This window comes from Alkalihalobacillus sp. CinArs1 (assembly GCF_947387515.1).
Taxonomy (GTDB): Bacteria; Bacillota; Bacilli; order Bacillales; family Guptibacillaceae; genus Guptibacillus.
Map to the genome: position 1 here is coordinate 150,465 of NZ_CANDOB010000003.1, position 17,674 is coordinate 168,138.

A 17,674-nucleotide genomic window follows, 5' to 3' on the forward strand; every position below is an offset into this window, starting at 1 on the left:
CTAGGAAGTGAAATAGGAGAAAATCATACGAGCAGGACGTTCAAATGGAATGTCTAACAGATCGTCTAAATTAAACATGGCTTTTCCACTAATAAAAATGAAGCTTAAGTAGCCTGAAATACCAACTAGACCCATATAGAAGAGAAAATCTTTTCGACTTTTTTTATCTCGATCAAGAAACCATGTATAAGCTAGCAGTAGATAGACAATGATGGTCACGATTATTCTTTCGTTCATACGACACGTCCTTACTCAAAGAATGCTCTCCCAACGTCTGACCCTGAATTACCGATATCCATTTCGACATTTACATTAAATGTAGCCTCGCTATAAATCTCTGGCCACTCAGCTTTTATCGCTTTCCACCTCTTTGGATGAGTACGATAAATTTCATTTCCTATCCCAACTAAATCAACCTTTTCTTTTTGCAATTTGGTAAGGGTTGATTCAACAGCTTTTTTTACAACACCCGCTACCTTTTTGTTATATTTGTTGATTTTTTCAGTTGTATCGATATTTGTACACTTCAACTCACCAATATCACCAAACATGTCCATGTCGACAGTGACATCTACGGAATTATCTTTTTTTAATGTCGGTTTGATCGCCGTTTCTACATGACTAATTTCAATAGACTCGTTTAAATTTGTTTTTGAACCCTCGCAAGGAACTTCGATAATACCTGACTCTGTTTCATTCATTAACTTAAGTAAAGACTCTGTTTTGCTCGCAGATAGATTTCCTTTTAACTTGCCATCTTGAAGATAAGAAATGCCTGATACGATGGGTTCACCAGTTGATGCAAATTTATAATAAGGAAGCTTTGCGATCCCTGTTTCACTCTTAAGCTCTCTACCAAAGACTAGCAAGTTCATATCGACTGTTTTGCCGTTATACATATAAGACGAGTATTCAAGTTCCTTTAATTGCTGACTGATCGTATTCTCAATAAAAGGTTTATCCTCTAAATAATCTTTCGCTTTTCCTTCCATTATCGCAATACTGATCAGTAATCGCGGTTCGTGATCGCGGTAGAAAAACTCTAATATTTCACCAACATTCCGCTCTTTTGCTAATTCTTCACTAATCAATATGATTCTTGTATGACTCCACTGCGCCTTACGACCAAGGTGAGTCGCAATATCTCGAATCGCTTCGAACACGCTATCTCCAGTCGTCTCAATATTTAAAAAAGCTTTATCTCCACCGCCAGCTGCACTACCAATCTTAGGGGACGGCTTAATGAACTGTGTTGTAAGGTCGATTTTATTTTCTTCATCTTCAGCCAAATCAATCGCTACTGCTTGAACAAATCCAAATTCCGGTAACTCCTCATGGTCCCAACACCCTGTTAATAGAAGGGAGGTTGTTACAAAACAAACGAGCACGATTACTTTCTTTCTTATCATCTCAGCCTCCTCCTTTATCGTTTGCTTCAGGGAGGACTTGACTTTGCCTATGTCTTCTTAATTGTTTAGAAAGAGGAGAACGGAAAATGAAGTCATAGAGTATCCCATTTCGTATCGGTCCTAGTGGTGCAAAGTACGGCTGACCTAGCGAGCGTAAACTGATCAGATGAAGGTAAATGAGTAGAAAACCAACCATTAGACCAAACCCTCCAAGGATTGCTGCTCCTATCATAAGAGGAACTCTTAAGATACGGGAAGAAGTTCCAAATTCATATTGAGGAATCGAGAATGAAGCGATCCCTGTTAAAGCGACAACTACAACCATCATAGGAGATGCAATACCCGCATTGATAGAGGCATCACCAATAACGAGCGCTCCTACAATACTTACTGCAGAACCGATTGGACGTGGAAGCCGCAAACTAGCTTCTTGTAAAAGTTCAAAGAAGAACAGCATGATAAGTGCTTCAACTAGAGCGGGAAAGGGCATGCCTTCTCGCGTATCTAGTATCGCAAGTAGTAACACAGATGGAATTAATTCAGTATGAAAAGTGGAGAGGGCGATATAGATACTCGGTAAACACAAGCTTATGATATACCCTGTAATCCTAAGCATTCTGATTAAGGAAGAAAACAATGTTCGCTGATAATAATCGGAAGGAGATTGAAAAAACTCTACGAATAATCCTGGACAAATGAGTATTGTCGGAGTTCCATCGACCAGCGCAATGATTTTACCTCCCAAAAGAGCAGAGACTGCAACGTCTGGCCGCTCCGTTGTTTTAAACTGTGGAAATGGAGAATACGTGGAATCCTCTAATAACTCAGCAAAATAAGACGTCTCCAGTATTTCTTCGTCTTTAAGTTCGTCGAAACGTTTTTCGAACTCTTTTAACGTATCTTCAGGTACCGTTCCATCCAGGAAGGCATATGCAACCTTTGACCTCGTTTTTTCACCTTTTTTCTGGATTTTTATTTTTAACTTATCTGATTTTAATCGAGAACGAATCAATCCTAAGTTCTTCGTTAAGTTTTCGATCGTGCCTTCTCGTGGGCCGATTACCGACACTTCGTTCTGTGGCTCACCAACAGAGCGTTTTTCCACTGCAAATGCTTCATATGCTAATGCCTTGTTCCAACCTTCGAAGAGCACAACGATATACCCGTCCAATACCTTCTCACTTACTTGTTGAACCTTATCGATCACCTTAACTGCTCGAGATGAAACACCTTGTTCAATAAAAAACTCCTTTACATCCTTTAACTCAACCTCCGTGGCATTACCAACTTCATGTGGAATAAGATCTTGCATGACTTCTTTCAGAAGATTCGCTTTTTCATTTTGAACGATGGTTTCACAAAGTAGCACCAGCGCTTTTTCATTGAAATAACTACTATACTGGTACGTGTTATAGGTAATATCTTCACAATCCTTAAAAATTTCTTTGATGGACGTCTCATTTTCATCTAGATTTCTTGATAATGGGGACTCGGATGAAGACTGATTTTGTTGTTCACCCTTCGAACGTCTTTGCCGTCTCACTTTCATCGTAAAAACTCCTCTACGACTCTTTGTAAGATAGTTTCTCAAAAAAACTTACTAATATTCATACTATGAACGATGACAACGGAAAGGCGATGTGAATAGAGGAATGGTGGGATGTACATAGTAAAAAGGCGCAAGATTTGTGAGGTGACGAGAATGAGAAGAAAAAGGAGAAAAATTAAAGAACCAACGAAACAACTTTCTTTATCAAAAGAGGAAGTGATTTCGTCATACCTTGCTGAAAACAAGGAGTTTCTGATTCATTCACCGAGCCTGCCAGGACTATCGATTAGGGAAATTACGATTTTTGATGGACGGAGTGCACTTTTAACGTACATTGATCATCTATCCGACACAGCTTACATAAGCCAAAATGTGCTCAGTCCATTGTTTGGTGATCATTCACCTCAAAAATCTGTAAAAGATGTAATTCCCGTCCCAAACTTGAAAACAGTGAATAATTGGACTAATATCATAACGAATCTACTGCACGGCTGCTGTATTCTCTTTATAGAAGGTGAGAACGACGCGTTGCATATCAATGCTCAGAGCTTACAAAAGAGAAAGCCTGACGAGCCAGCAAATGAGCGAACGATCCGAGGGTCGCACATTGGTTTTGTGGAACCTTTAGAGGATAACATTGCTATGCTTAGACAGTTTTTAACAAGTGATCAATTAAGGATCAAATACACGTATGTGGGAAATGAAAACAAGACCAAGGTCGGCATTTTATACCTGGAGAACCTTGCAAACCCTGAAGTTCTCGAAGAATTAATGGATCGAATCGAAAAGGTAAACTATAAAACGATATTAGATTCCGGTGAATTAGAGCAGATGATCGAGGATAATCCTTATTCAATTTTTCCTCAGTCCCTTTCCTCTGAGAGACCAGATAGTGTAGCAGCTGATTTATTACAAGGAAGATATGCAATCATCGTCGATCGATCTCCGAGTGTCATCGTAGCACCGATTAATTTCAACTCATTTTTTCAAAGTATCGATGATTATAGTTCGAGGTGGATCTCATCTTCATTTATTAGGATCCTACGGTTTGTCAGTTTTGTCATCGCAATCTTTTTGCCTTCGATTTATATCGCGATTATTTCATTTCATTATGAAATTCTACCTCTTGAGCTGCTCTTGTCCATTGGACAATCAAGAAGAGAGGTACCGTTTCCACCTATAATCGAAGCATTTCTGATGGAATTTATCCTTGAGATGTTACGAGAGGCTGGGTTACGACTGCCAAAGTCTATCGGGCAAACGGTTGGTATCGTTGGAGGTATTATCATTGGACAATCCGCGGTTGAAGCAGGGATCGTGAGCAACATCATGGTTATCGTCGTTGCAATGACTGCGATCGCTTCTTTCGTTATGCCTAACCCTGAAATGGCATTCGGCATACGGTTCATTCGCTTTCCAATGATGCTTGTTGCATCATTCTTTGGAATGGTTGGAATCGTCATTGGTTTTATGACGATCGTGATGCACTTAGTCAGTCTCGAATCTGTCGGTACACCATATGGCGTTCCATATGGACCACTAAAGTGGAAAGACTTAAAAGATTCAATCATCCGTTTTCCACTATGGACAATTAATAAAGTGAGAGTATCACGTCGCAATTAGATGCACATTAAACGGAGTTGGTGAGCGTGCCAAATTTTAAAAATAATACGTTAACCTTGACCCAGTTCTCCTTACTAATATACGGGACTCAATCTGGGATTGGGATTTTATCATTGCCTAGAGACTTAGCCGAAATTGGTGACACTAGCAGTTGGATCGCGCTATTTCTTGGGTATGCGTTAAGTGTGGTTGCGTCGATCATCATCATTCAAGTTATGAAAAAATATCCTGAAGATACGATCATACAGCTATTTAGACGTTTCTTTGGTAAATGGCTAGGTTCTGTGTTCTCAATTTGTTGGATCGCCTATACAGCATTAGGGATGTTTCTCATTACAGCTACTTCCGTCTTCATCATCAATACATGGGTGCTGCCAAAAACCGCTCCTTATCTCATTCTATTGATCATTACGATCCCTAGCTTTTATTTAGCTAGAAATGGGTTAAGGATTATTTCTCGCTTTAGTGTTCTCGTATTCTTTTTCACGTCTTGGATGGCCTTTTTATTTATGAGCCCAATGTTTACTGGTGATTTACTAAATTTATTACCGATCATAAAAGATGGGTTCATGCCAATTATAAAGTCCGTGCCTAGTATTACATTTTCGTTTTTAGGGTTAGAGCTGTTATTTATCTTTTATCCATTTTTAGAAGATAAAACGAAAGCGATAAAAGGAGTATTAATTGCCAACGGTATAACATTATTGAGTTATTTGGTCGTGACGTTCAGTTCTTTCATCTTCTATGGACCATATGAAGTACTTGAATATGTTTGGCCAACGCTAAACTTAGTAAAGCCGATCGAGTTTCCATTTCTAGAACGTTTCGAGATTATCTTTTTATCATTTTATTTACTAATATTGGCTACTACTGGGATTCCATATTATTTTGCTTCCTCATTTAGTATCGCACAGCTCTTAGGACGTAAAGATCATCAGATCATTCTGTTTCTCACACTTCCACTGCTTTATATTTGCTTCTATTTCTTCACGAACTCATTAACAAATTTAGATAAACTCGGAGGCATTTTTAATAAAATCGGCCTTGGCATCGCATTCTTCATGCCGCTATTGTTAGTGGTGTATGGATGGTTATTTCGAAAGGTCAGGAGGCATAAACCGTGAAGTATAGAAAATACATAACGATCGTTGTATTAGTACCACTCATTTTGTTAGTTGGATGCCGATCTGATCAACTTTCACTAGAGAGAACCTCGATTGCATTAGTCGTGGGAATTGATAAAAGTGATGAAGAAGGGGACATGGAGATCTATCAAACGAGTCCAGTATTCAGTAGAGAAGCGAAAGATACCGTAGCAACTCTTGAGACAATCGCCCATTCTCTTAGGCAAGCTAGAGATAACTTAGACTCTCAAAGTGCAGGGACTGTCGTTGGAGGAAAACTCCAAGTATTGTTGTTAGGAAAAGAGCTGATGACAGATCAACCAATATTCGACGAGTTAGATGTCTTTTATCGTGATCCAAAAAATTCACCCAATGCAAGGATTGCTTTGGTAGATGGATCTGTTAAAGAAATTATGAATTTTAAACCTAGTGATAAGCCACGTATAGCCGTTTACTTATCAGACTTAATCGACACCACCCACTTGAGAGAAAACGCCGTACTAACAACGTTACAAGAATATCACTATGCAAATTTCGAAAAAGGCATAACGCCTGCTGTAACGGAAATTAAATTGTTAGGTGAAGAAATTCAGGTACAAGGCACAGCTTTATTAGACAATAATGGCAAATACATCTTTTCAATCGGGCATTTAGATAGTTCTATCCTTCAAATGTTAAAAAAAGATGTACAGGAACCAATACCGATTTCTTTCGTTGTAGAAGATCCTAATAAAGTTTTGAGTGTAGGGGTTACGCGTATCAAAAGTAATATTGATGTAGCCTATAAAAATGATCAGCTCACGTTTGACGTGAAATTTAAATTAAAGGTAGCTATCACAGAAAACACATCTACAATCGATCTCGAAAAGGATCAGAAAAAGATAAAACGAATCATAGAAGAAGAAATCGACAAAAAAACAATTGCTCTTGTGAAAAAAGTACAAGAAGAGAAAATCGAACCGTTTGGGTTAGGGAAATATGTGCGAGCCTTCGAATACGATAAATGGAAAACATTCGAGGATAAGTGGCCTGAAGAATTTTCTGAAGCTGATTTCAATGTAAAAACAACCGTTGAGATCATTGAACATGGAGTCGTACAATGAAAAAAGCGCCGATACGGCGCTTTTTTGTTTATTTACCCAGCTCCGTCAGAATCGCATTTCCGTTAGAGCCAACCTTTACGATTGCATATTCCATCTCTTCGTATTTTGCTCCTGTCCCTTCTTGTATAAAAAAGCTTTCGATTCCATAGTGAACAGAGCCGTTTCCATTTAACACGCCATTGATGATCACATCAGAACTAGATGGTGTATACGCGTCGTTCCAGTTCCCTTCGACTCCATAGATCCCTGAATACTCGTGATATCCTTCATCATTCTTCTCCAATACAACTGTTATTTTTTTCTGCCTATCGATTTTTACATTGTTTAAAGTAGAAATCTCATAGTTAAGATGGACATAATCACCCTGAAGCATCGACCTTGGATCGATTGGGGCTAACTTAAGCTTCATTTCAGTACCATTCCGTACGATCATTTCATTTTGAAACCCTTGATAAAAGATGAATGCTGTCATGACGATCACGATGAGAAGAAGGGGTTTCCATTTCGTCTTAACGAATGAAGGAGAGACTTTAACCTCCCGTTTATCCTTTTTCGATAAGTACCACGTAACCCCAAACATGATGAACGAAGCGATCAATAGGGTGATCGATTTATGAAAAAGTGCCCACGCAAAGTCATAATATTTGTAGACTAGAAACGCAAATAGAAAGGTGATCCCTACCCAATAGGATAAAAGATGACGCTTCGTTCTATAGAAAATCATCGTAAACACGATGACAAGAAACAAGCAGTTGTAAAACCAATATTCCCATTCGCCTTTATTCATAAATGTAAGTGCAAACAACAGGGATATCGTATAAACAATTGCATTAGAGCGAAGCCAATTTCTTTTAATGAGAAAAAAGAGACCTATATTTATTAGTGCCATCGTCAGGAAATAATGATCGATTTCAATGCGATCGAATAATCCACGATTCTCACTAAATACAAAGAGGGAGAGAAGGAGAGACGCATTCAATAATAAATAGAGATACAGGTCAATCCATCGATGATTGAATACTTTTATGAAAAGCATAATAGCACCTATTGTGACGATTGTGTAATAAGGGACTTGTGTACCATCACTACTAAATACATAAGTGAAATAGTAAATCATTGAACTTCCAAACATGATGGTGATTCCAGCCAAAAGGAGGACGTGAGAAAGGAGTGGGACGCCTTTTTTAACCAACATCGATGGAAGTATGAGTAGTCCGATGGAAGCTAGAAACACAGTGAGAAAGGAAGATGTCCAAAGTGCTAGTAACCCAGTAAAGGAACTGATCAGCATAAGAGTACAGAAGACCGTAACAATAACAGATAAAGAGGACTTCATTCGTTGTTTCCACGGATCAGACACTTTGCTAGAAAGTTCTAAGCGGTTTAAATAGATGAGCGTGAACACGATGATCACAATAATTAAGGCAAGAAATATGAAGTATACTCCGATGCCAATCACATCATATACGACAGACACGCCTTTAAAGAATAGAAACAAAGAAAGACCTAATCCACTTACAATGAACCACACTCGATTTTCAGTTTTTTTCCATAAGTACAAACTAACGAGCATATACCCAATGTACATCCAGGCAGTGACTCCAGTGTGAAAACCGGATCCAAAGCTCTGAGTTAAAAATATGACATGCATGATCCCAAAACTTCCATATTCAATCCATCTCGAAGTTAGATAGGATGAACGTGAAAAAAAGAACCACATATGGCAAAACAGGAGGAACAGCAGCAGAAAAAAGAACTCCTGACCGTCTGTCCAACCAGGGTCATAAGAAGTAGGGAAGATGTAAAAGAAATAGATCGCAACTGATAACAGAAAACTCAGCACAAACAGCGGTTGATACCTCGTCAAAAACGAGAAGGCAATGACAGGAATGAACCAAACGAGATAGAGCATGTAAGAGTCAGCGTGTGAATTGTATGTTTGACCGATCACTGCCACACTCACCCCGAACGCAATTGCTCCCGCTAGCCATATCCACTCTTCTAAGAACGAATATGCAGTTTGAAAATTCGATAAAACAAACGAAAGGATAAAGAAAACCAACATAAGGATACCTGCTAGAAGAACTTTTTCCGTTCGCTCAAATAGCTGCCAGTTAGAAGCGAAGAAATAGATGATACTACTGATCAGTAACGATAGTCCGACAAGATAGCCTGTTGGGATTAATTTAGAATGCATGATAACCCACCTTTCATGTCGTCTTCAGCTTCTATAATGATATGTCCCGAACTTCATAAACTTGTTGAGCTGATTCATAAATAAATTATTACAGATTATTCGTTAAAAACCCTTCTTTCACAACAAAAGAAAAGAGCTTACCCACCATAATGATTCCTTCAATCTTCACCGTTTTATGGATAAACTTCCGTCAACAACTGAACATACACTATCAATTTGTAAATAATAGCAAGAATTCAGGTTATATGTACCCATGGGGAACTAAATAAAGATAATTGATAATAGTTCTCAAGTACTGTTGACTATGATAATCATTATCATTTATGCTTAGTGCTGTAGAAGTTATTGAAAATGATTATCAATTGAAAAAGGAGTTTTGATTATGATTACCCAGGAAAAAACCACCAACAATACGCTGTTACAACAACAGGAGAATCGAGAGTCTAACGCGAGATCTTATCCGAGACGCATTCCTATCGCTATCGATCATGCAGAAGGTATCTTTGTAACAGACATGGATGGGAAGCGCTATTTGGATTGCCTGGCAGGTGCAGGTACACTCGCGCTTGGACATAATCATCCTGTTTCAGTTGAAGCGATGAAACAGGTTATACACGATAAACGACCTTTACATACATTAGATATTACAACTCCAGTAAAAGAAGACTTTGTAAGCGAAGTATTCTCAAGCTTACCTGAAAATATGGCTGACAATGCCAAGATTCAATTCTGTGGACCTACTGGTGGAGATGGAATTGAAGCCGCTCTCAAACTAGTAAAAACCGCTACTGGTAGAAGCACGATCTTAACATTCCAGGGAGGGTATCACGGCTCCACACACGGAACGATGTCGATCAGCGGGAACCTTGCACCGAAAGAACGCGTTCCTGGTCTTATGCCGGATACGCATTTTCTACCTTATCCTTACGCATACCGTTGCCCTTATGGTGTAGGTGAAGAAGGACATAAACTTTCAAGCACCTATATTGAAAATCTTTTAGATGACCCAGAAAGCGGCATTCTTCCTCCTGCAGCAATGATTCTAGAAGTTGTACAGGGTGAAGGTGGATCTGTACCAGCTCCGATCGAATGGCTGCAAGAAATGCGCCGGATTACAAAAGAACGAGGCATTCCGTTGATCATTGACGAGATTCAAACAGGGATCGGTCGAACTGGTAAACTGTTTGCATTTGAACATGCGGGCATTACACCTGATGTTGTCGTTCTATCAAAAGCGATTGGTGGAAGTCTCCCTCTTTCAGTCGTGATTTATGATAAAGAACTCGATAAGTGGAACCCTGGCGCACATATTGGAACGTTCCGTGGAAATCAAATGGCGATGGCAGCTGGAACAGCTTCTCTTAAATACATTAAAGAAAACCGTCTTCATGAGCATGCGGATCGTATGGGTGAAAAATTCCTTTCCGCACTATCTACTTTCAAAGAAGACGTTGCAGAAATCGGAGATGTAAGAGGAAGAGGGTTAATGCTTGGCGTTGAAATGGTCGACCCATCCAAACCAGCAACAAAAACTGGCGGTCTACCTGCAAATCCAGCTTTGGCAAGTCTCGTCCAGCGAGAATGCTTCGATAGAGGATTGATCTTGGAAGTTGGCGGACGCCACGGTAGCGTAATCCGTATTCTACCTCCGCTTATTATCACGGAAGAACAAGTAGAGGAAGTGATCGCAATACTACAAGATGCCGTTCGATCTGCAGTAGGAAACCTAGGATGAATACTCTTTTAGGAACGCATTCGTTTGATACGGCGATATTAAACAAGGGACCTGGTGCAAAAGAACTTCAGCACCAGGTTCAACAAGCGACGGAAACACTGATTCATTCCCTGCAACAAGCTGAACGTCCTTATCAAGGAAAGTCGCCTGAAGATGTAAAGAAAGAGATTCGGGAGCTCATTTCTTTCCATGGTAACCATTCATTTTCAGACATCGTAAATGACCTACATAAAACGGTACTCTCAAACAGTTTATTTGTTTCTCATGAGAAGAGCATTGCTCACCTGCACTGTCCACCGGTCATTCCTGCCGTTGTGGGAGAGCTCATTATCGGAGCGATGAATCAATCGTTAGACTCATGGGATCAAAGTCCTGCAGCTACCTTCATGGATCAAGAAATGATCCATTGGCTAACGAGTCAATTCGGGTATGACGAAGGTTCCGATGGTGTCTTTACAAGTGGTGGTACCCAGTCCAACTATATGTCGCTACTGTTAGCACGAGACAACTATTGCAATAAGAAATGGAATCATGATGTAAAACGAGATGGTTTACCACAACAATTCAATCGCATGAGAATTCTTTGTTCGGAGAGTGCTCATTTTACAGTGAAAAAATCAGCAGGGCAGCTAGGCCTTGGTGAAAATGCAGTCATATCGGTCAGAACCGATGAGTCCCACCGCATGTGTACGGATCATCTCCGTTCGTTGATCGAAGAGATGAAGATGCAAGGGTTGTTTCCGTTCCTCATCGTAGGAACGTGTGGAACGACCGATTTTGGAAGCATCGATCCGTTAGAAGACCTTGCTGCCATTGCAACAGAAGAGAAGATGTGGCTTCACGTTGACGCAGCGTTTGGTGGTGCTCTTATTCTTTCGGATACTTACCAATGGAAACTTAATGGGATTGAACAAGCCGATTCGATTACCGTTGATTTTCACAAACAGTTTTACCAACCTATCTCATGCGGGGCTTTTCTATTAAAGAATGGCGAACACTTCAATCTCATGAATCATGTAGCAGATTACCTTAATCCAGAAGAAGATGATGAAGAAGGAATCCTGAATCTTGTTGCAAAATCCACCCAAACAACGAGGCGCTTTGACTCATTAAAGCTGTATCTTTCTCTCAAAACAATCGGGTTGGACCTCTTTGCAGACATGATCGATTCTACATTCGAGCTCGCAATAGATGTAGCAGACTATCTTCGTGAGCAAGAGGACTTCGAGCTCCTAAATACGGAACCTGAATTAAACACGGTTGTATTCCGGTATGTGAGGGGAGAAGAAAAAAAGCTTAATCCTCTCAACCGTAAAATACAACAGGAACTTTATCATTCGTATGCAGCGATTGCTAAAACGACGATTGATGAAAAACAATATTTGAAATTCACGATGCTAAACCCGAGGACGACACTTCCTGATGTTGTAGAAATACTAAATCGCATTCGAGTTCTTGGTGAGAATTGGAGGAAACACGTTTGAAGCACGCAAAAGATTTCGCTGAACGCGCAACAATGCAGAGTTTTTTAAATTGCTATCTAAGAGAAACGTCGCATTTCTATAAAGTGGACGAGTTTTATGACGCATTGAGCACATACGATCATGTCATCTCGTGCCCACTTTCAAGTCAAGGGATCGAGCTTTTAATCCCAATTAACTACTGGTCTTTGACAGGAAGGCATTTGTTCCATTTTCCGATGTATTACAAAGTCGCAGATAGTCCGTTACTACCGCTTGATTATGTGACGTTAACGAGTCTGATCATAAAAGAAATTCTTCTCGATCAAAACAAATCTGGCTCAGAAGATGAACTTGTTATGCGCGTATTGTTAAGCAAGCAGTCCATCGAATCAACGTTAAACCAGCGCTATGAGGAACGAGAAGAATTAAGTGAAGAAGAATTTGAATTTATTGAGACGGAACAATCGTTGTTACTTGGTCATCTCTTACATCCTACGCCGAAAAGTAAACAGGGGCTAAGCGAGCGAGACAATGAAACCTACTCGCCTGAATGGAAAGGAAGCTTTCAACTTCATTACTTTAGCGCTCATCCGTCAATCGTCATAGAGGATTCTGCTCTAGATCGTGGCGCAAGTGAATTGATTAAAGAGGAACTTAGCGCTGATCAAGAATGGTTGGAGCAATTTGACCACCTGGTATTGATTCCAGTTCACCCGCTACAAGCGATGAAGCTACTCGAACAAGAAGATGTCCAAAACCTTCTGTTACGTGGAGACCTTCAGTATATCGGTCCTGCTGGAAAACCATTTTCCGCAACATCTTCGTTCCGGACGGTGTACAACAAAGATTCCGAGTTTATGTACAAGTTTTCAGTACCGGTTAAGATCACAAACTCTCTTCGCATCAATCAACAAAAAGAGCTAGATCGTGGTGTCGAAGTGTCTCGTTTGCTCTCGACTGCGTTTGGAAAAGAATTAAACACTCATTTTCCCTCCTTCGATATTATGCAAGACCCGGCCTACATCAACATTGAGGGTGTAAAAGGGTTCGAGACAGTCATAAGAGAGAATCCTTTCAAAGAAGTGAGTAAGCAGGCGACATGCATCGCTGCACTATGCCAAGATAACGCTTTTGGCGGTAAATCAAGACTTTCTGCTATCATTCATGGGATTGCGCGTAGGGAAAAGCGCTCACTCGATTCTGTGAGCAGTGATTGGTTTAAGGAGTATCTTGATCTTTCACTTGAACCGATGCTTTGGCTCCATCATGAGTATGGACTGTCTCTAGAAGCACACCAGCAAAACTCTGTCGTAGTGTTAGAAGATGGCTATCCGAAGCATTTCTACTATCGCGATAATCAAGGGTACTATTTCAGTGAGTCAAAGGCACATGCGTTAAAAGCCCATCTTCCTTCATTAAATGACCGAAGTGATACGATTTGTTCAGATGAAGTAGCAGTAGAGCGCTTCACATACTATCTCTTTTTCAACCACCTTTTCGGCCTGATCAACGGCTTCGGAAGTAGTGGATTAATTCGAGAAACTGACTTGATCGATATGGTTCGTTCAAGACTAGCAAGCAATGAACACAGTGATTCTTCACCATTAATCAAGAGTTTACTTAACGACCCTGTCATTTCATGCAAAGCGAATCTACTCACTCGTTTATATGACATGGACGAACTAGTTGGTTCGCTTGCAACGCAATCTGTTTACACGATGGTCCAGAACCCTATCGCAAAGGAAGTAAAGGTGACTCATGAAAACTAATTCATTAGAAACGATCTCCTTTCAACGGGTGGAGTTTGATCGAGATGTGGAATTACTCCATAAATGGATGAATGAGGACCATGTTCATCCATTTTGGAATCTGAACGTCTCATTCGAATCCTACAAAGACCATCTCAAAAAAGCGCTAGCCGACTCCCACCATTCTCTTTATCTAGGGTTGTACGGAGGAAAACCGATCAGCTATTGGGAGGTTTATTGGGTTAAAGGAGATGTAACAGAAGGGACCTATGAAAACGAACCATTCGACCAAGGCGTTCATCTCCTTATAGGTGAAAAAGATCACCTTGGGAGAGGATTTGCTCTTCCACTTCTCCGTGAAATGGTTAAGAAGCAATTTAAAGAAAAACAAACAAAACGGGTCATCGCTGAGCCTGATATTCGAAACGAAAAAATGATCCATGTATTTAAACAATGTGGGTTTGAACCTGCTTATCCAATCAACCTTCCAGACAAAACTGGACTATTGATGTTTTGTGAGCGGGAACGATTTGAAAGGATGTGGGGAAATGCCTAATGAGTTTTACGATGTCGTAGGAGTCGGGATCGGGCCATTCAACTTAGGACTAGCTGCGTTAGCGGAACCGCTTGATCTTGAGGTCGCGCTATTCGATCAGAAAGAATCGTTCGATTGGCATCCCGGAATGATGATCGATGGTACAACACTGCAAGTTCCGTTCTTTGCTGATCTCGTTACGATGGCTGACGTCAGAAGCAAGTACAGTTTCTTGCATTACCTTGAACAACATAACAGAATGTACCATTTTTATTTCTTAGAAAAATTTCATATTCCAAGAAAAGAATACAACCATTACTGCAAATGGGTGAGTGAAGAACTGTCATCGTGCCATTTCGGGCATCGCGTCCAATCGGTAGAACCCATTAACCTGTCACACGAAGAGACGTGTTATGAGGTCATTGTTCAGCACGTCCAAACTTCCGAAACAAAAGTAGTGTATGCAAAGAATGTGGTACTTGGCATTGGCTCTGTCCCTAGCATACCCGAACCGTTTCAACATGCACTTGGTGACTCTGTCTTTCATTCATCACAGTATTTGGATCATAAAAAATTCATCAAACCGAACCAATCGATCGCTGTGATCGGAAGTGGACAAAGTGCTGCTGAAATCTTTTATGACTTAGCGTCAGAACAAGAAGAAAAGGACTATTCACTAAGCTGGTATACACGCTCTAACGGCTTCTTCCCAATGGAGTATTCGAAGCTTGGCTTAGAGTATTTCTCACCTGATTACACAAAGTTCTTCTATCAACTCGATCAGGAAAAGAAGGATGAACTGCTAAAAGATCAAGGGCTGCTCTATAAAGGCATCAGTGCTGACACAATCTCAGACATTTATAATCTTCTCTATGAAAAGTCTGTTGGTGGTGTTGAACCTGATATTCATCTCCAAGCGATGACAAGCGTCAACAAACTTGTTCGTGACGGTAGACGTTGGAAGCTCTCTGGTAAACAAACCATCACGGATGAAGACGTGCTCATCGATGCAGACCATGTGATCTTTTGTACGGGCTATCAACAATCAACACCCTCATTCTTGCCAGATGCGGTTGTAATGAAAGATGAACAAGGACGACTGCAAATTTCAGAAGACTATCGAATCAAAACAATAGGTGGGAACCACGGTAGCCTGTTCGTACAGAATGGCGAGCTGCATACACACGGTGTCGGTGCTCCAGACCTCGGTTTAGGCGCACACCGTAATGCTGTTATCTTAAATAAAATTATGGGCTATGACGTGTATCACCTTCAAAATGAAAACGTGTTTCAATCATTCGGATCAAAAGTACTTGCTACTACATAAAGGAGGCGGAATAATATGCTACACAAAAACGAACTCATGAACGTTTTAACAGAAGATAACTGGATTACTGTAAATAAAGCGCTTCTCGCTAAGATGATGTCTGAGTATATGTATGAAGGCATGATCAAACCTGAAGTTTCAGAGGATGGGAACGGGTGGTTAACATGTCAGTTGATCATCAATGATACAAAGCGATACATATATCGTTCAAAGCGTCGTTTATTCGATAGCTTCTATGTTGATCCTGAATCCATCATTATTCAACAATCAGAAAACACGGTAGAAGCAGCGAGCGCTATCGATTTTCTCCTTGATATTCAACCGATCATCGGCATGTCCAGTGAAACGGCGGGGCATCTCATTAAGGAATTGAATCAGACCCTTTTAGCAGACCTTCACCTTTTAACGAATCATGTTTCTTCAGATGATCTCGTCGACATGGATTATGCTCTCCTTGAAGGGTATATGACTGGTCACCCTTGGATTACATACAACAAAGGACGAATCGGATTCGGGTATGACGATTACCTTTCCTTTGCTCCTGAACAGCAAAACGAACTTTCATTATCATGGATTGCTGTTCATAAAGACAGCAGTTCCTTTCAAGCGGTTGAAGGGGAGTCATACGACCACCTGATCAACAACGTATTATCAGAGGAAGATCGCAAGCGTTTTTCTCAAGAGATGATAGACAAAAATGTGACGGTCGAAGATTACTACTTCATGCCGATTCATGAATGGCAGTGGAAAAACACGATTATTCAAAACTTCCCTGGTGAGATCGCGAACAAAGTGATCATTCCGCTCGGAGAATCGTCTGATCGCTATTTACCCCAACAATCGATTCGTACGTTTGTTAATATGACAGATAAAAAAAAGCATCACGTTAAGCTACCTATGAGTATTTTAAACACGCTCGTGTATCGAGGGCTGCCAGCAGAGCGAACGTTGATCGCTCCGACGATCACAAGCTTTATTAAAGGAATCTATGAGAATGATGACTTTTTAAAAAACGAATGCCGTGTGATCCTACCGGGTGAGATCGCAAGTTTAAACGTTGATCAAAAGCATTATCTCGATCTACCGAACGCACCTTATCAATACCTTGAAATGCTAGGGGTCATTTACCGTGAGAGCATCTACACGTACCTTGAAGATGGAGAGGAAGCGATCACTCTTGCAGCTCTTCATTACGAAGACCATGATGGAAAGCCGTTTGTGAAAAGCTTGATCGAGAAGTCAGGGTTAAGTCCAGATGAGTGGATTACAGCTTTCATGGATGTGACCTTGAAGCCACTTCTTCATTACTTGTACCGATATGGCGTCGTATTTTCACCACACGGCCAAAATACGATTCTTGTTCTGAAAGATTACAAGCCTCATCGACTAGCGGTAAAAGATTTCGTCGATGACGTCAACATTAGTGACCAGCCGTTTGAGGAGTTAAGTGTGCTAACAGATGACTTAAAGAAAGTCTTAAGGAGTGAACCGCCTGAAGGTCTCACGCAGTTCATCTTCACAGGTCTATTTATCTGTCACATGCGCTACATGTCGTCTGTGTTAGAACGCTCAGATCTTATGGATGAAACGTCATTCTGGAGTAAGTTAGCTGAAAGCATTGAATCCTATCAAAACAGGTTCCCGGAACTGTCAGAACGATTCAAGCTGTTTGATTTCTTCAAACCAGAGCTTACAAAGCTTACACTGAACCGAAACCGTATGGTGGACTACGGCTATGATGACGGTGATGACCGTCCACACGCATCTGAATTTGGTAAGGTGAAAAACGCTTTACATCAGTTCGCTACAACCAAACAGGCTTAACATGGCGGGGATCTCCCCGCCTTTTTATAAGGGGGAT

At 40.6% G+C, this 17,674-nt stretch carries 13 protein-coding genes; 9 read left to right on the forward strand and 4 right to left on the reverse strand.

Features of this window, described 5'->3' with window-relative positions; all coding sequences use genetic code 11:
- Genes PFZ69_RS16515 through PFZ69_RS16525 form a run of 3 tightly spaced genes read right to left on the reverse strand, consistent with a single transcriptional unit; the run spans nucleotide 1 to nucleotide 2,958 of the window.
- Entirely contained in the window at nucleotides 1-237 is a 237-nt protein-coding gene (locus PFZ69_RS16515) for a hypothetical protein (RefSeq protein WP_270182201.1), read from the reverse strand.
- An 11-nt stretch (nucleotides 238-248) separates the two neighbouring features.
- Nucleotides 249-1,409 carry a Ger(x)C family spore germination protein gene (locus PFZ69_RS16520; RefSeq protein ID WP_270182202.1) on the reverse strand — a complete coding sequence of 387 codons (1,161 nt, stop codon included), beginning with the start codon at nucleotides 1,407-1,409 and terminating at the stop codon, nucleotides 249-251.
- Between the two features lies 1 nt (nucleotide 1,410).
- A complete protein-coding gene (locus PFZ69_RS16525; RefSeq protein ID WP_270182203.1) occupies nucleotides 1,411-2,958 on the reverse strand; it encodes a spore germination protein in 1,548 nt (515 codons plus the stop codon).
- 153 nt (nucleotides 2,959-3,111) lie between these two features.
- On the opposite strand from PFZ69_RS16525, the gene PFZ69_RS16530 reads away from it, so the two are divergent.
- From PFZ69_RS16530 to PFZ69_RS16540, 3 genes are read left to right on the forward strand one after another with little or no spacing between them, the layout of a single operon-like run.
- Nucleotides 3,112-4,581, forward strand: a complete 1,470-nt coding sequence (locus PFZ69_RS16530) for a spore germination protein (protein WP_270182204.1) — start codon at nucleotides 3,112-3,114, stop codon at nucleotides 4,579-4,581.
- A gap of 26 nt (nucleotides 4,582-4,607) precedes the next feature.
- On the forward strand, nucleotides 4,608-5,705 hold the full coding sequence (locus tag PFZ69_RS16535) for a GerAB/ArcD/ProY family transporter (protein ID WP_270182205.1): 1,098 nt from the start codon (nucleotides 4,608-4,610) through the stop codon (nucleotides 5,703-5,705).
- Nucleotides 5,702-6,808, forward strand: coding sequence for a Ger(x)C family spore germination protein (locus tag PFZ69_RS16540; protein ID WP_270182206.1), 1,107 nt, complete (start codon nucleotides 5,702-5,704; stop codon nucleotides 6,806-6,808). Before PFZ69_RS16535 ends, PFZ69_RS16540 begins: the two co-directional genes overlap by 4 nt.
- A gap of 28 nt (nucleotides 6,809-6,836) precedes the next feature.
- Here the strand turns inward: PFZ69_RS16540 and PFZ69_RS16545 are convergent, their stop codons facing one another.
- On the reverse strand, nucleotides 6,837-9,005 hold the full coding sequence (locus tag PFZ69_RS16545) for a GDYXXLXY domain-containing protein (RefSeq protein ID WP_270182207.1): 2,169 nt from the start codon (nucleotides 9,003-9,005) through the stop codon (nucleotides 6,837-6,839).
- A gap of 382 nt (nucleotides 9,006-9,387) precedes the next feature.
- Between PFZ69_RS16545 and PFZ69_RS16550 the strand changes: the two genes are divergently transcribed.
- The 6 genes from PFZ69_RS16550 to PFZ69_RS16575 are packed head-to-tail and all read left to right on the forward strand — an operon-like array spanning nucleotide 9,388 to nucleotide 17,637.
- Nucleotides 9,388-10,740 (forward strand): aspartate aminotransferase family protein, encoded by a 1,353-nt coding sequence (locus tag PFZ69_RS16550; protein WP_270182208.1) that lies wholly within the window; start codon nucleotides 9,388-9,390, stop codon nucleotides 10,738-10,740.
- On the forward strand, nucleotides 10,737-12,224 hold the full coding sequence (locus tag PFZ69_RS16555) for a pyridoxal phosphate-dependent decarboxylase family protein (RefSeq protein WP_270182209.1): 1,488 nt from the start codon (nucleotides 10,737-10,739) through the stop codon (nucleotides 12,222-12,224). The genes PFZ69_RS16550 and PFZ69_RS16555 overlap by 4 nt, the downstream gene beginning before the upstream one ends.
- Nucleotides 12,221-13,972, forward strand: coding sequence for an IucA/IucC family protein (locus PFZ69_RS16560; RefSeq protein WP_270182210.1), 1,752 nt, complete (start codon nucleotides 12,221-12,223; stop codon nucleotides 13,970-13,972). Before PFZ69_RS16555 ends, PFZ69_RS16560 begins: the two co-directional genes overlap by 4 nt.
- Nucleotides 13,962-14,507 (forward strand): GNAT family N-acetyltransferase, encoded by a 546-nt coding sequence (locus PFZ69_RS16565; RefSeq protein WP_270182211.1) that lies wholly within the window; start codon nucleotides 13,962-13,964, stop codon nucleotides 14,505-14,507. Before PFZ69_RS16560 ends, PFZ69_RS16565 begins: the two co-directional genes overlap by 11 nt.
- On the forward strand, nucleotides 14,500-15,813 hold the full coding sequence (locus tag PFZ69_RS16570; RefSeq protein WP_270182212.1) for a lysine N(6)-hydroxylase/L-ornithine N(5)-oxygenase family protein: 1,314 nt from the start codon (nucleotides 14,500-14,502) through the stop codon (nucleotides 15,811-15,813). The genes PFZ69_RS16565 and PFZ69_RS16570 overlap by 8 nt, the downstream gene beginning before the upstream one ends.
- Nucleotides 15,814-15,828: 15 nt before the next feature.
- Nucleotides 15,829-17,637, forward strand: a complete 1,809-nt coding sequence (locus PFZ69_RS16575; RefSeq protein ID WP_270182213.1) for an IucA/IucC family protein — start codon at nucleotides 15,829-15,831, stop codon at nucleotides 17,635-17,637.
- The last annotated feature ends 37 nt before the right edge of the window (nucleotides 17,638-17,674 follow it).